Genomic DNA, 14101 nt, shown 5'->3' on the forward strand with positions numbered 1-14101 from the left:
CACGGACCGTCGAGGCGACGAGCGAGGACGACGCGGCGAACCGCGCCCAGGCGACGGCGGCCACCGTGGTCGGTGGCCGCGCCGTCCAGATCGACGTCGAGCCCGCTAGCCCAGCCGGACCGGGATCGCCTCCGAGCCCACACGCAGCGTGTAGCGGCCCTTCTTGAGCGCGCGCGTCGCGGTGAGCGAGCCGGCGGTGCCACGCGCATAGACCCGCCCGTTGCGGGTCAGCTTCGCCTTCTTGTTCGCGTACTTGACCGTGCAGCGCACCTTGGTCTTGCCGCTGCTCTTGCACGTGACCTTCGCGTCGCGGCCCGCCGCGCCCTTGTCGCCCTTCGGCCCCTGCGGGCCGGTCGCGCCGGGCGCACCCGGCGAGGCCTGGACGGACGGCCCGGCGGGACCCGTCTCACCGGCAGCACCCGTGGCGCCCGTGGGGCCGGCGGGGCCGGCGGGACCGGTCGGCGCGGGCACGATCCCGTTGGAGTCGTCCATGCTGGCGAGCCGCACGTCGCGCACGCAGCTCACGTAGCGCCCGCCCTTGACATCGAGGGGCACGATCAGGCGCGGGCCGACGTTGCCGAGCGACGTGTAGATCGATCCGGCGACGTCATCGTTGCGCTCGTCGTAGGCGAGCAGGATGTCGCTGCGGTTGCCGAAGCCCGGGTCCATGTCACCCCAGGCGATGATCGAGGCGTAGTTGTCGGCGGCCGTGACCGCGACGAAGTACCGCAGGCCGGGGTTCTTGATCGTCGTGCTGAAGAGCGGCTCGGCGAGCTTGGTCATGACCTCGTAGAGGTTCACACCCTTGTAGGACCGGTGCGTGGGCGTCGCGCCGGTGTTGTAGGTGACCATCTCCTCCTTCTGCGTCACCGTGCCGGCGGCGACCGCGGCGCGCAACTGCGTCACGGTCAGGGTCTGCTCGGCGGCGAGCCGCCCGCGCAGCTTGAAGATCGCGTCCGTGCCCGCGGCGTGGTCATCCACGCAGGGGTCGGCGGCGTACGCCGGGCCTGCGAAGGCGGCGCTGGCGAGCAGCGCACCGCAGGCGACGGCGAGTCGGGACCGGAACATCGCAACTCCCTCGCTAGTCAGTCATTGACCAGCCGAGCCTATGCCTCACCTATGCAGCGCGTCAACGAAGCGCACCGCGGCGGCGGTGTTCTCCACCCGCCAGAGCGCGAGGGTGCGCGAGAAGCCGTCCGCTTCGTCGAGCGTCGTGCGCAGCTCGCGCTCCTGCTCATGGAAGCGGTCGCGCTGCGCGTCCAGCAGCGCGTCCGGAGCGGTGCCGCGACGATCGAGGAAGAGCAGCTTCAGCAGCAGCTCCGAGCGGGCGTCGCGGACGTGCTCGACGGGCTCGATCAGCCAGTTCGCGACCTTCGAGCGCCCCTCGGCGGTCGCTTCGATGAGCGTGCGTTGCGGCCCGGTCGTGCTCGCCTCGGTGCCGGCGGTCTGAGTCAGCTCGCGATCCTCGAGCACGTCGAGCGTGCGATAGACGAGCGGGCGGCGCATCGACCACACCCGCCCGACGTCGCCACCGGGCGCCATCGACCGCGCGACCGCGAAGCCGTGGATCGGCCCTTCCTCGACGAGGGCGAGCACGGCCCACTCGCCGGTCGTGAGCTGATCTGGACGCCGCCGCATGACACATCGGACGCTACCGGCTTGCAGCGATAGTCAATCTTTGACTATCTTCTGGAGACGATGGCGGCTGCTTCGATCCTCACGCCCACCGAGCGCCGGCCGTACCGGCCGCAGGCCCACCCGGGGCGCCGTGACCGCTGGTCGGCCCCCGCGATCCTCGACGCCCTGCGCGATTGGGTGCGGGTGACCGGCCGGCCACCGAAGCGCCAGGACTGGTCCGGGGAGAACCCCGCGCGGGCCTCCGAAGGCCAGCGCCGGTGGATGCGCGAACACCCGCGCTGGCCGTCGAGCTCGTGCGTCGCCCGGCACTTCGGCGCCTGGAGCACGGCACTCGAGCAGGCCGGGCTGGACGCACGCCGGCTGACGTTCGAGACCACCGTCGCCGAGCGGGTGACCGAGGCCCGCGCGCTGGCCGCCGAGGGCTACGGGCTGGCCGAGATCGGGCGCCGGCTGGGGGTCTCCCGCTCCAGCGCCTACAACTACCTGAGCGCGCGCGACTGCCCCGGCTGCGGCGCACCGCTGACCTCCCCCACCGCCGACGCGTGCCGCGAGTGCACGCGCCATCTGCCGTCGGTCGCCCGTGCCTGGAGCCGCGAGGAAGCGCTCGACGCGATCCGCGACTGGGCGCGTCTGCACGGCCGCCCGCCGACCTACCGCGACTGGACGCCCTCGCGCGAGCACCCCGGCCGGTGGGAGGCCGAGAGCCCACGCTGGCCGAGCGCCGCGGCGGTCTGCGCGTGCTACCCGGACACGCCCGAGCCGTGGCTCACCGCGTTGCGCGACTCAGTCGGCGACGCCGAGGATCACGTCCGACGCCTTGACGAACGCCGTCACCTCCGTTCCCGGGGCGAGCCCGAGCTCCTTCGCGGCCTCGACCGTGATCGAGGCGACCAGGCGGATGCCGTTGCAGTCGAGTTCGACGTTCGCCGTCGCGGGGCCTTCGGTGATCGCCGTGACGGTGGCGGGGAGCTGGTTGCGCGCGCTGAGCTTCATGGCTGAGCAGGCTACGCGAGGCGTACAGTAGTCACGGTTCGACTACTTCGGAGGGGGCTGGCGGTGCTGAAGTCAATCGTGGGAGCGGTCGCGCTCGTGCTGCTGTTCGTGGCACCGGCGCAGGCACAACTGCCGACGGTGACCGTCGACGCGACGACGCTCGCCCTGCCGAACTTCGGCGCGCACCGCGGGGTCACCGTCACCGCGGGCTGCGCGGCCGGCTCGCGGCTGGTGGGCGGCGGCGGGTACCTGCGCAACGCGACCGATCCGGCGACACTGCCGACCAACGGCCTCGTGCTCGGCGGGACGCTGCCGTCGACCGGCGCGACCCCCGTCGACGCCGCGGCCGCCGACGGCGCGGTGGACATCAGCCACTGGACCGCGATCGCCAACTTCACCGGCGTGAGCGAGGCGGGTGATCAGGCCGCGACGTTCGCCCTCTGCGCGTCGGGCGGAGGGCCGGCGCACACCGTCGTCGCCACGAAGTCGACGACGGGCGTCAACGCGACGCAGGAGGTCAACCCGCCGACGCTCACGACCGCGACCTGTCCCGCGGGCTCGCGGCTGATCGGCGGCGGCGCGGCCACCCGCACCGCGGACCAGATCAACGACGGGACGACGGCCGGGAACAACGGCAACCTCAAGCCGATGGCGAGCTATCCGTCCGATGCGGCCGGGCTTGCGGCGGCGGACGGTTCGACGGCGGCGACGTCGTGGAGCGCCTACGGCTCGGCAGGTCTGACATCGGCGACCGACGAGGTCACCGCGTTCGCGCTGTGCTCGACCGATGCCACCGCTCCCGCCGTGCGGGTGGTGCGCGTCGACAAGGCCGGCCCGGATGCGCAGGTCGGCACCACGCCGATCACCAACCCGGTCAGCTGCCCGGCGTCGACGCGGCTGATCGGCGGCGGCTACAAGGTCGACGAGACCGTCGGAGCGACCGACGGCCTGCAGCCGCAGCAGGGCTACCACATGCGCGGGAGCTATCCCACGGCCGACGCCGCGGGCACGACCGAGGCCGCCGACGGCGCGACGAACCTCACGACCTGGACGTCTCTGGTGCAGGCGGGCGGCCAGAACCTGACGGCCGGCAAGCACATGAACCTGCGCGGTTTCGCCTTGTGCGCCGAGGCGCCGGCGCCCGTCGCCGACCTCGCGCTGACGATCGACGCCGTGCCCTCCCCCGCGGTCGTCGGACAGTCGATCACCTACACGTTGAAGGCGACCAACAACGGTGCCGATGCCACCGGCGTCAAGCTCACGGACACCCTCCCGGCCGGTGCCACGTTCGTCTCCGCGGATCCCGCGGCGTGCACCTTCGCCGCCGGACAGGTCACGTGCGCGCTCGGCGCGCTGGCGGCCGGCGGCTCGGCTTCGGTGAAGATCGTGGCCACGCCCACGACGGTCGGCGACGCGGTCAACGAAGCGACGGTCGCGTCGGACACCATGGATCCCACTGCCGCGGACAACTTCGCCTCCTCGACGGTCGAGGTGCTGGCGGCGCCGCGGGTGAAGCCCAGCCTGAACGCGACGGCGGTCGGTGCCGGGCGGGTGAACGTCGTGATCGGCGCCCGCGCGACGATCGCGTCGAGCGCCGTGCTGTCGGGCAGTGTGACGTTCCGCCTGTATGGCCCGGACGACTCGACCTGCTCTGCCGCGGTCGCGTCCTCGGTGGCGACGGTCGCCGGCGGCGGCGACTACGCCTCCGCGCAGTTCCTCCCCGTGGCCGCGGGCGTGTATCGCTGGACCGCTTCCTACGGCGGTGACGGGGCGAACGAGCCGGCGGCGACCGGGTGCGGCGACGCGACGATCGTCGTCAAGGCGGTGCCGGAGATCCTGCTCGCCGCCACGTCCACCGGCGCGACGGCGACGCTGAGCAACGGGTCGGCGCTCGGCGGGACGCTGACGTTCACGGTCTTCGCCGACGCCGCCTGCGCGTCCCCGCTCGCGAGCTCTTCCGTGGGCGTCGCGGGGAACGGCAGCTACTCGGCGACCCCGTTCGCGGCGCCCGGCCCGGGGACCTATTACTGGGCCGTCAGCTACGGCGGTGACGCTCGCAACGTGCCCGTCGGCCCGACCGACTGCGGCGGCGCGACGTTCACGCTCTTCGGGAGCAGTCCGCCCCCGCCGCCGGTGGGCGACTCGCCGGCGCCGACAGCGGTTTCCAACCGCTTCACCGTGCGCAGCTCGAAGGCCAGCCGGACCGGCGTGTTGACGCTGAAGCTCGATGCTCCCGGGGCGGGTAAGTTCGCCGCCTCGGCGCGGGCCAACGGCGCGACCTTCGGCTCGGTCAAGGTCACCTCGCGCGCCAAGGGGACGTTGACGCTGACGCTCAAGCCGACGGCGAAGGCGAAGCGCGCGTTGCTCCGCCACAAGCGGGTGAAGGTGTCGGTGACGTTGACGTTCACCCCGACGGGCGGCAAGCCGTTCACGCGCAAGCTGACGGTGACGATCAAGCGCTCGTGACCCGCGAGAGTCGACGTATTCGCGCTATACGCGAGGAACTCGACCCTCGATGGTCGCGAGCGTTCGGTGGGCTCGTCGTCGCGCTCGTTCTCGCGGCTCCCGCCCACGCGGGCACGACCGTCGTCAGCGCCGGCGTGCCCGGGCCGAGCGCGGCGTTCAGCGAGGTGACGGTGACCGCCGACTGCGGTGGGCGAACGGTCAGCGGCGGCGGTGCGCGGCTCGATCAGGGCGCGCAGGCGAGCCTCGCCAACGGCTTGCATATCGACGGATCGGTTCCGCTCGACGGCGGGCGCTGGCTCGCGGCGGGTGGTGGCGGCGGGGCGGTGCCGAGTGACGGGCTGACCGTGGCGTACGCGGTCTGCCTCGACGCGCCGCCGCTTGCGACCACCGTCGTCGTGGCGGATGCGAGCGGGCCGGCGGGTACGTTCCAGGAGACGCGCGCGACCGCGACCTGCCCGCCCGGGACCGGGCTGCTCTCCGGCGGGGCGCGAGCGACGCCGGGGACCGTCGGCAGCCTCAAGCCGCGCGCGAGCTATCCCAGCGACGCCGGCGGCGCGCCCGTGCTCGACGGTCCCGCGCCGAACTCGTGGACGGCGGTCGGGCTCAACGGCGGCGGAGGCAACCAGGACAACGCGACGCACGCGTACGCGGTCTGCGCGGCCGGCGCGCCGGCGGTGTTCGTCGCGCACGTCCAGGTGCCGGGTCCTGCCACCGCCAGCACCGCCGCGCAAGCGACCGCGTCGTGCCCGGCGGGGACCGTGCTGCTCGGCGGCGGCGCGTCGATCAGCGACGGTTTCGCGCTGCCCGGCTCGCAGGGCGACCATCTGACCGGCAGCTATCCGAGCACGCCGACCGGGACACCGGTGGGCGCCGGGGCGGCGACCGCGTGGACGGCCGCGACGCACACCGGCGGCGTCGACTCCGGCAGCCTGACCCAGACCGACGCGTGGGCGCTGTGCGCGAGCGAGCCCGAGGTGGGGTCGCCGCCGCCGCCCGCGAGCGTGGCCCCGGCCAACCTGGCACCCCCGTCGATCACCGGCGCCGCGCGTGCGGGCACGCTGCTCGCGGCGGTCCCGGGCCGCTGGTCCGGTTCCCCCACGCTGAGCTACGACTGGCTGCGCTGCGACACGGTCTGCGCGCCGGCCGGCACCGGCCCGCGCTATCGGCTCACGCGAGCGGACGTCGGGTCACGCGTGCGCGTGCGCGAGACCGCGGGCGCGACGACCGTCGTCTCCGCCCCGACCGGGTGGATCCAGGGGCGTCCGACGACGGCCGAGATCAAGCGAGAACTGGCCCTCCGGCTGGCTCCGCGCGGCAAACCCGGTCACATCGACACATTGGTCGCCACCGGCGGGATCACACTGCCGCTGAAGAGCCTCACGGCGGGACGGGCCGAGGTCCGCTGGCGGGCGCGCGGCGAGACGATCGCCTCCGGCCGGCACGGCTTCACCGACGCGCGCACGGGAACGATCCGGCTCCGCCTGACCGCGGCGGGCAGGCGCGTGCTGCGCCGCGCGGACCGCGTCACCGTGACCGCGGAGGCGACCTTCACCCGGCGCGTCAAGCCGCCGATCGCGGCGAGGCGAAGGTTCGCCGTCGAGCGCGGCAGCGACCTCGCAGCGCACCGCGCCACCGCGCCCGCCGCCGCGCATCTCGCCGCCGCGCACCTCGCCGCCGCGGCGGCGGCCCCGCCCTTCACCCACCTCCTCGGCGGGACCGGGAACGACGCGGTGCGCGCGATCGCCGTCGACCGGCAAGGGAACACGTACGTCACCGGGGAGACCGCCTCGAAGGACTTCCCCACCACGCGCGGGCCGGGGAATCGCGGCGTGCCGATCTCGGCGTTCGCCGCCAAGCTCGATCGGACCGGCAAGCTCGTCTACTCGGTCATCCTCGGCGGCACCCGCTACACGTCGGGACGCGGGATCGCGGTCGACCGCCAAGGGCGCGCGTACATCGCCGGAGCGACGAACTCGACCGACTTCCCGACCACGCGGAACGCGTTCCAGCGCAGCTACGGCGGCGGACCGTTCGACGCGTTCGTCGCGCGCCTCGATCCGGCCGGCAAGCTCGACTACGCGACGTTCCTCGGTGACACGCACTACGACGACGGCAACGCCGTCGCGGTCGATGCGCACAACCGGGCGGTCGTCGTCGGCCGCACGGTCTCCCCTGGCTTCCCGAACGTCGGCGACCTGCAACCGCACGTCGCCGGCGGCGCGTTCGTCGCCCAGTTCGACGCGCGCGGACGCACGCTCGTCTATTCGACCGTCTTCGGCGGCGGCGACCGTGGCAACCACGGCAACGCGGCGTTCGCCGTCGCGCTGGACCGCAACGGAACCGCCTACGTCACCGGCGTCACCAACGCCACCCGCTTCCCGCACGCCAACGCGTTCCAGAAGCGGCTCAACGGCGGCGGGGACGCGTTCGCGCTCGCCGTCGACGCCCGCCGCGTCCTCTACTCGACCTACCTCGGCGGCGCGGGCGACGACGTCGGCCGCGCCATCGCGGTCACCCCCGCCGGGACCGCGTACGTCACGGGACTCTCGAGCGGCGCGACGTTCCTCGCGCAGATCGCTGCGCGGGGACGCCGGCTAGCGCGCTGGCAGACGCTTGAAGGGGCCGGCGGCGTCGGGATCGCGCTCGCCGACGGCAAACCCCACGTCGACGCGGAAGCGGTCATCGCGGGCGGCCCGGACGGCCGGATCCACCGCGCCGCCAACACGAACGGCGACATCACGATCACGGGCTAGCGCAGCTCCGAGAGCGGGAACACGCGGTGACGGCGCGGCGGGACGAGGAAGTTCTGCCGCCGCGTCGCGCGCACGAACGGCTCGATCCCGTTGCGCTCGACCGGCAACTCCCCCTGGCGGCGCCGCAGCCGCGCGAAGCGGTCGGCGCTCGGGACGAGCATCGCGAAGTGCAGCTTCGGCCGCGGCACCCCGTCGACCACGTCGAGCGCATCGAACCCGGCACCGTCGAGGCGGATGTGCAGCGGCGTCCCGTCGCCCGCCCGCGACGTGCGCTGCACCGCCGCGAGATGCCCCACACGACCCGAAGCGGCGACCTCGCGCTCCGCGTCGCCCGCATCCGTGAACGTGTTTTCGACGTACACGCGGGGCGCGGGCGCGGGGTTGGAGCGGAAGACGGCCGCGACGCGCTCGGCGGGCGGTTGCGCGTAGAAGCGCTCGAGATCCTCGATCAGGTGCGAGAGATGCAGGACCGACCCGTGGTCGAAGTAGTCGCCGCGCCGCGCGGTGGTCTCCCGCGCGGACGCGTTGCCGGCGAACGTGACGATCGCGGGCGGCCCGCTCCCGCCGACCTGCTGGTCGGCGAACCCCATCCACAGCGGCGAGCGTGGGTCGATCGCGCCCGCGAACGGCAACCCGTGCGCGTCCGCGACCTTGCGCGGCAGACCCGGCTGAACGAACTGCAGCCGTCGCGACGTCACCCGCATCAAGCCCGGCAGCACGAGCGCCCGCTGGGCGGCCGCCAGCTGCGCCTCGGAATCGCTGCGCAGCACCAGGACCATGTCGTTGCGCTCGATCGTGACGTCGCCAGGGTCCGTGGGCCCCGGGATCGCTTCCTCGAACGCGGACCGCGCGCCGTCGCCGCGCAGCCGCGGCACGGAGGAACGGACGAGTGCGTTCGGCAACCGGTCGAAGTACGGCCGCCCGTAGCCGATCAGCGTCAGCACGCCTCGCGGAGCGAACGGGAACCGCCGCTCCAGCCCCGCCAGAGCAGCAGCGAACCGCTCCCGATCGCGCGCCGTCGGCCGCCGTGTCAACGCCACCGTCACGAAGCTCGAGTAGACGGGCGGGAAGCGCACGACGACGCCGTCGACCGTCGCCGCCGGACCGATGAAGTCACCGACGTCGAACTGGATGTCCGGCAGCGCGCGGCGTCGCTCCGCCACACGGGCGGGCGGCCGCGCCGCGCCGGTCAGCGCCGCCAGCGTCGGCGCCGCCACGCCCAGTAGGAACGCGCGGCGCGTCGCGAGCTCGCTCAGAACTCGACCGGCTCCCCGATCGGCACCCAGCGGAACCGCTGCGTGACCTCGGCCGGCGCCTGGCTCAATGCCGTCTCGATGCCACCGCGCCCGTCCTTGAAGTGCGACCAGCCCTCGTAGTGGATCGGCACCGCGACCGCCGGCTTCACGAGCCCCACGAGCTCGATGGCGTCCTTGCCGGTCATCGTGTACCGAGCCGGCCCGGTGACCGGGAACTGCACGCCGCCGAGGTGGATCAGCGCGACGTCGATCTCCCACCGCCCCGCGACCGCGCGCACGCCGTCGTAGAGCACGGTGTCACCCGAGATCCAGACCACGAAGCCCTCGCAGATCAGCGTGAAGCCGATCACGTCGCCGACGATCGGGTGGCTCAGCGGCGGGCCGTGCCGGCAGGGCGTGGCGATGATCTCCACCGTCGGCCTGCCCGGCGCCTCGAGCCGCGTTCCCTCCCACGCGATCAGCCCGCGTGTCTCACCGCCGAGCCGCTTGGCGCCCGACGCCGTCGTGACCACCACGCCCGCTCCTGGCAGCAGCTCCCGCCCTGCCGCGTCGAGGTTGTCCTCGTGGTGGTCGTGGCTGAGCAGGATCGCGTCGAGCGGCGGGAGGTCGCCCGCCGCGATCGCCGGCCCGGCGACCTTGTCCGACGCCGTGCCCCAGCCGAAGTTGTAGTGACCGCCGGCGGCGTCGAACGTCGGGTCCGTCAGGATCGTCCAGCCGCCGAGCTCGATCAGTGCTGTCGGTCCGCCGATGTGGGTGAGCTTCACGCCGCGGAACCTACCGCGCTGGACGAACGTCCCGTTTGCTGAGGCCACGCTCACTGATTGAATGCCGCGCCGTGAACGGTCGCCTCGTGCTCTCAACGTCATTGCTGATGCTCGCGCTCGTCCCGGGCCCCGCCCAGGCGAGTAACTGGATCTGGTCGTCCGCGGGGTCGCTGATGCAGTCGAGCCGCGGGGGTGCGGCCGGCGCGCGCCTCGCGGATGGGAGCGTCCTGATCGCCGGCGGCGCCGACTACGGCACCATCGTGTTCTCCTCCGCCGAGCGCTATGACCCGGCGAAGGACCGCTGGTCCAAGGTCGAGAGCATGGCCGGACCGCACTCGCAGGCGCCCGGCATCGTGCTCCCGGACGGGCGCGTGCTCGTCCCCGGCGGCCGCAAGACCGTCTATGACCCCACCAAGGCGGCCGAGGTATTCGACCCCAAGACGGGCCACTGGTCCTCGGCGGGAACCATGAACGAGGCCCGCGGCTACCACAACGCGATCCTGCTCGCCGACGGTCGCGTGCTCGCGGTCGGCGGCGACGCGCTCTACGACGTGAACACGGGCGCCGAGACGTGGGACCCGAAGACCAACGTCTGGACGTCCACCGGGCCGGTCAAGCAGACCCGCTACGACGCGGCGATCGCGCGCCTGCACGACGGCCGCGTGCTGATCGCCGGCGGATGGAACGGCGATGAGCTCGACAGCGCCGAGCTCTTCGACCCCGTCACCAACACCTGGTCGGCGGCGCCCCCGCTCAGCGAAGCGCGCATGAGCCTCCAGTCCGTGGTGCTGCCGGACGGCCGCGTGCTGGTCGCGGGCGGGTCCGGACGCAACGGCCTGACCCCGTTCATGAGCCGGACCGCGGAGCTCTTCGACCCGGCGACCGGGAAGTGGACGCCGACCGGCTCGCTCAACGTCGGCCACGCAGGAGCGACGCTCTCGATGCTCCCGGACGGACGCGCGGTGATCGTCGGCGGGTATGACAACACCGTGTTCGCGGCCCAGTCCGCGACGGAGATCTACGACCCCGCCACCGGGACGTGGACGCCGGCGGGTCCGCTGCTCCGTGCCCGCTCCAGTCACATCGCCGAGGTGCTGCTCGATGGCTCGCTGCTCGTGGCGGGCGGCTACGGAGGCGACGAGGTCGTCGAGCGCCTTCACCCGGCCCCGACACCGATCGCGACCCCCACGCCGGTCGCCACGATCGCGCCCACCGCGACCGCGACTCCGACTGCCACACCGGATCCGCCGGCCCCGCGCGCCGGGGTTTCGAAGCTCGCGAGGCTCCCGAAGTCGCTCACGCTCACCCGCGCGGGCACGTTGTCGGTCAAGGTCAGCTGCAGCGCGGTCGGAGCGTGCCAGGACACGCTCGTGCTCAAGGCCGGCAAGACCGTCCTCGCGAAGACGCCGCTGAAGCTCGTCAAGGGCAAAGCTCAGACGTTCAAGCTCAAGCTCTCCAAGGGCTCGCTGCGCAAGGTCTCGCGCAAGGGCACGAAGGTCACGCTCGAGCTGACGGGTGCGCGCAGCTCGGTGAAGGCCACGCTCAAGCGCCACCGGTAGCTGCGACCCTGCGCGGATGAGCGACTACGCGCAGTTGCTGGAAGTCGCGCTCGAGGAAGCGCGGGCGGGGCGAGCGGAGGGCGGGATCCCGATCGGGGCCGCGCTCTTCGCCGGCGACGGGACGCTGCTCGGGCGCGGGCACAACCGGCGCGTCCAGGACGACGACCCGTCGGTGCACGGCGAGACCGACGCGTTCCGCAACGCCGGACGGCGCCGGTCCTACCGCGACACGATCATGGTGACGACGCTCTCCCCGTGCTGGTACTGCAGCGGGCTCGTACGCCAGTTCGGCATCGGGACCGTCGTGATCGGGGAGTCGCGCACGTTCGCGGGCGGCGCGGACTGGCTGCGCGAGGCCGGGGTGACCGTGGTCGACCTCGACCCCTCCGAATGCTTTGACCTCCTACAAGCGTTCATTGCGGAGCACCCTGAGATCTGGGATGAAGACATCGGCGAGTGAACGAACTCGTCCGCGGTGCGTAATGCCCAATGTCCCGGTCCAGCGTCGAGGTAGGAGGCCGTACCGCTGTGCAAGCACGTGTCGCCCGAAAGGTCATCATCACCGCAGCGCTCGCGAGCGTGGGGTTCGCCGGTGCGGGCTCGGCCGCGCAAGCCGCGCCGAGTGATCAGTACGTCGTCCGCAACCTCGTGTCGAGCTCGGCCGCGGTCCCGGCGGATCGCATCGACACGAACGTCAAGAACCCCTGGGGGCTCGTGAGCAGCCCGACGTCGCCCTGGTGGCCGGCCAACAACGCCACCGACACGTCGACGATCATCCCGGCGACGGGCGCGGTCAACAACACCGTGGTGCAGGTCGTGGGTAAGCCGACCGGCATCGTCTGGAACGGCACCGCGGGTGCGTTCCCGATCACCGGCGGTCAGTCGAACTTCATCTTCAACACGATGTCCGGCGCGGTCTCCGGCTGGCGCGCGGGTGCGGCGTCCGAGGTCCACGTGCCCTCTGCCACCGCCCCGGCGCACAACGCGTTCTACACCGGCCTCGCGCTCGCGGTGACGCCGACCGGCCCGCGGCTGTACTCGACGGACTTCAGGAACGGCAACGTCGACGTCGTCGACTCCCAGTGGGCGGCCGTCACGCTTCCCGCCGACGCGTTCAAGGACCCGTCGCTGCCCGCCACGTACGCGCCGTACGGCATCCAGACGGTCGGCAGCCGCATCTTCGTCACCTACGCCGAGAAGGCCTCGGCGACGGACGAGCTCCCCGGGGCAGGCAAGGGCTACGTCAACGCCTACGACTTCAACGGCAAGCTCCTCGCCCGCGTGGCGTCCACCGGCGTGCTCAACGCGCCGTGGGGCGTCGCCATGGCCGACCCGAACTTCGGCGCCTACGGCGGCGACCTGCTGATCGGCAACTTCGGCGACGGCCGGATCAACGCCTTCAAGGAGAACGCGGACGGCACGTGGACCCCCGACGGCGGCCTGAAGAACCTCGACGGCACGCCGATCTCGATCAGCGGCCTGTGGGCGATCCAGTTCGGCTCCGGCGCCGCCAACAACGGCCAGCGCAACCACCTGTACTTCACGGCCGGTCCGTTCGGCGAGACCCAGGGCCTCTTCGGACGCATCATCCCGAACCCGGGTCAGGCGGGTGGAACGGTGCCGGCGACGCTCTCGCTCACGCTCGGCACGCCGGCCAGCTTCGGCGCGTTCACCCCCGGCGTCGCGAAGGACTACACGGCCTCCACGACCGCCACCGTGATCTCCAGCGCGGGTGACGCGGCGCTGTCGGTCTCTGACCCGAGCACGACCAACACGGGCAAGCTCGTCAACGGCACGTTCACGCTCGCGCAGCCGGTGTCGGCGACCGCGACCAGCGCGGTCGGGACGGCCGCGGCCGGCGGACCCGTGGGTGGCAGCGCCGCCCCGACGTCCCTGCTGACCTACGCCGGGCCGACGAGCAACGACGCGGTGACGGTCAACTTCAAGCAGTCGATCGGTGTCAACGAAGCGCTGCGCACCGGCTCGTACAGCAAGACGTTCACCTTCACGCTGTCGACGACGACGCCGTAGAGGAGAACTGCGCGGCGACCCGCAACCGGCAGTGCGCCCACTGCTGCCGGTTGCGCTCGCCGCCCGGGTGAAGCAGATCGAGCGTGGCGAGCCCGCGCACGGTCGCGACCGCGAACTGGATGAGCTCCTCGAACTCGTCGGTGCCCGCGACCTCCGGGAACAGCACGTGCGCGACCTCGAGCGTCTCGCGGTCCAGGAACCGTTCCACCTCGAGCAGGATCGCGCGTAGCTCGTCGTCCGAGCGCGCGTCGGTCCACAGGTCCAGCGCGCCCTGATAGAGCGGGCTGGCGTAGTGCGCCCACAGCAGGTCGAGGCCGGCGAGCGTGCGGTCCGGACCCTCCGGCAGCCCCGCCGTGGCCTCGCGCAACTCCCCGAGCCAGCGCTGGGCGAGCGCTTCGACGGCCGCGGCGACGAGCGCGTTGCGCGTCTGGAAGTGATGCAGGTGTGCGCCGCGGGACACGCCCGCGCGGACCGCGACGGCGCTCGTCGTCACCGACGCGTACCCCTCGTCGATCAGGCACTCGATCGCGGCGTCGAGCAGCGCCTCGCGCGTGGCGGCGCTGCGCTCGGCCTGGCTGCGTCTCGGCACGGACGTCATCTGTGACCAGGTTGCCACAAACTTGCGTTCGTGAACGAATGTT

At 72.7% G+C, this 14101-nt stretch carries 11 protein-coding genes; 5 read left to right on the forward strand and 6 right to left on the reverse strand.

The features are described from left to right. Nucleotides 1-105: 105 nt before the first annotated feature. From OM076_RS18360 to OM076_RS46885, 3 genes are all read right to left on the reverse strand, one after another. Nucleotides 106-1068 (reverse strand): collagen-like triple helix repeat-containing protein, encoded by a 963-nt coding sequence (locus tag OM076_RS18360; protein ID WP_270041492.1) that lies wholly within the window; start codon nt 1066-1068, stop codon nt 106-108. A gap of 45 nt (nt 1069-1113) precedes the next feature. Continuing rightward, the gene (locus tag OM076_RS18365; RefSeq protein WP_270041493.1) at nt 1114-1638 is read right to left on the reverse strand and encodes a PadR family transcriptional regulator; all 525 of its coding nucleotides are present in this window, start codon (nt 1636-1638) and stop codon (nt 1114-1116) included. Nucleotides 1639-2421: 783 nt separating this feature from the next. Beyond that, on the reverse strand, nt 2422-2631 hold the full coding sequence (locus tag OM076_RS46885; protein WP_372518055.1) for a TOBE domain-containing protein: 210 nt from the start codon (nt 2629-2631) through the stop codon (nt 2422-2424). A 63-nt stretch (nt 2632-2694) separates the two neighbouring features. Between OM076_RS46885 and OM076_RS18375 the strand changes: the two genes are divergently transcribed. Both OM076_RS18375 and OM076_RS46165 read left to right on the forward strand, forming a co-directional pair. Then, entirely contained in the window at nt 2695-5097 is a 2403-nt protein-coding gene (locus tag OM076_RS18375) for a DUF11 domain-containing protein (RefSeq protein WP_270041495.1), read from the forward strand. Next, complete coding sequence (locus tag OM076_RS46165) at nt 5094-7850, forward strand: SBBP repeat-containing protein (RefSeq protein ID WP_270041496.1); 2757 nt, start codon at nt 5094-5096, stop codon at nt 7848-7850. The genes OM076_RS18375 and OM076_RS46165 overlap by 4 nt, the downstream gene beginning before the upstream one ends. Here OM076_RS46165 and OM076_RS18385 read toward each other — a convergent pair. After that, nucleotides 7847-9067, reverse strand: coding sequence for a DUF7405 family protein (locus OM076_RS18385; RefSeq protein WP_270041497.1), 1221 nt, complete (start codon nt 9065-9067; stop codon nt 7847-7849). The two genes, OM076_RS46165 and OM076_RS18385, sit on opposite strands and share 4 nt — an antisense overlap. Before the next feature lie 35 nt (nt 9068-9102). Continuing rightward, nucleotides 9103-9870, reverse strand: coding sequence for an MBL fold metallo-hydrolase (locus tag OM076_RS18390; protein WP_270041498.1), 768 nt, complete (start codon nt 9868-9870; stop codon nt 9103-9105). Nucleotides 9871-9941: 71 nt separating this feature from the next. Here OM076_RS18390 and OM076_RS18395 point away from each other — a divergent pair, with 71 nt between their 5' ends. The 3 genes from OM076_RS18395 (at nt 9942) to OM076_RS18405 (ending at nt 13460) form a co-directional block, all read left to right on the forward strand. Continuing rightward, nucleotides 9942-11429, forward strand: a complete 1488-nt coding sequence (locus OM076_RS18395; protein WP_270041499.1) for a Kelch repeat-containing protein — start codon at nt 9942-9944, stop codon at nt 11427-11429. A gap of 16 nt (nt 11430-11445) precedes the next feature. Next, nucleotides 11446-11889 (forward strand): nucleoside deaminase, encoded by a 444-nt coding sequence (locus tag OM076_RS18400; RefSeq protein WP_270041500.1) that lies wholly within the window; start codon nt 11446-11448, stop codon nt 11887-11889. Nucleotides 11890-11957: 68 nt separating this feature from the next. Further along, entirely contained in the window at nt 11958-13460 is a 1503-nt protein-coding gene (locus OM076_RS18405; protein WP_270041501.1) for a TIGR03118 family protein, read from the forward strand. Here OM076_RS18405 and OM076_RS18410 read toward each other — a convergent pair. After that, on the reverse strand, nt 13435-14058 hold the full coding sequence (locus OM076_RS18410) for a TetR/AcrR family transcriptional regulator (RefSeq protein WP_270041502.1): 624 nt from the start codon (nt 14056-14058) through the stop codon (nt 13435-13437). The two genes, OM076_RS18405 and OM076_RS18410, sit on opposite strands and share 26 nt — an antisense overlap. Between the last annotated feature and the right edge of the window lie 43 nt (nt 14059-14101).

It is taken from the genome of Solirubrobacter ginsenosidimutans (genome assembly GCF_027587205.1).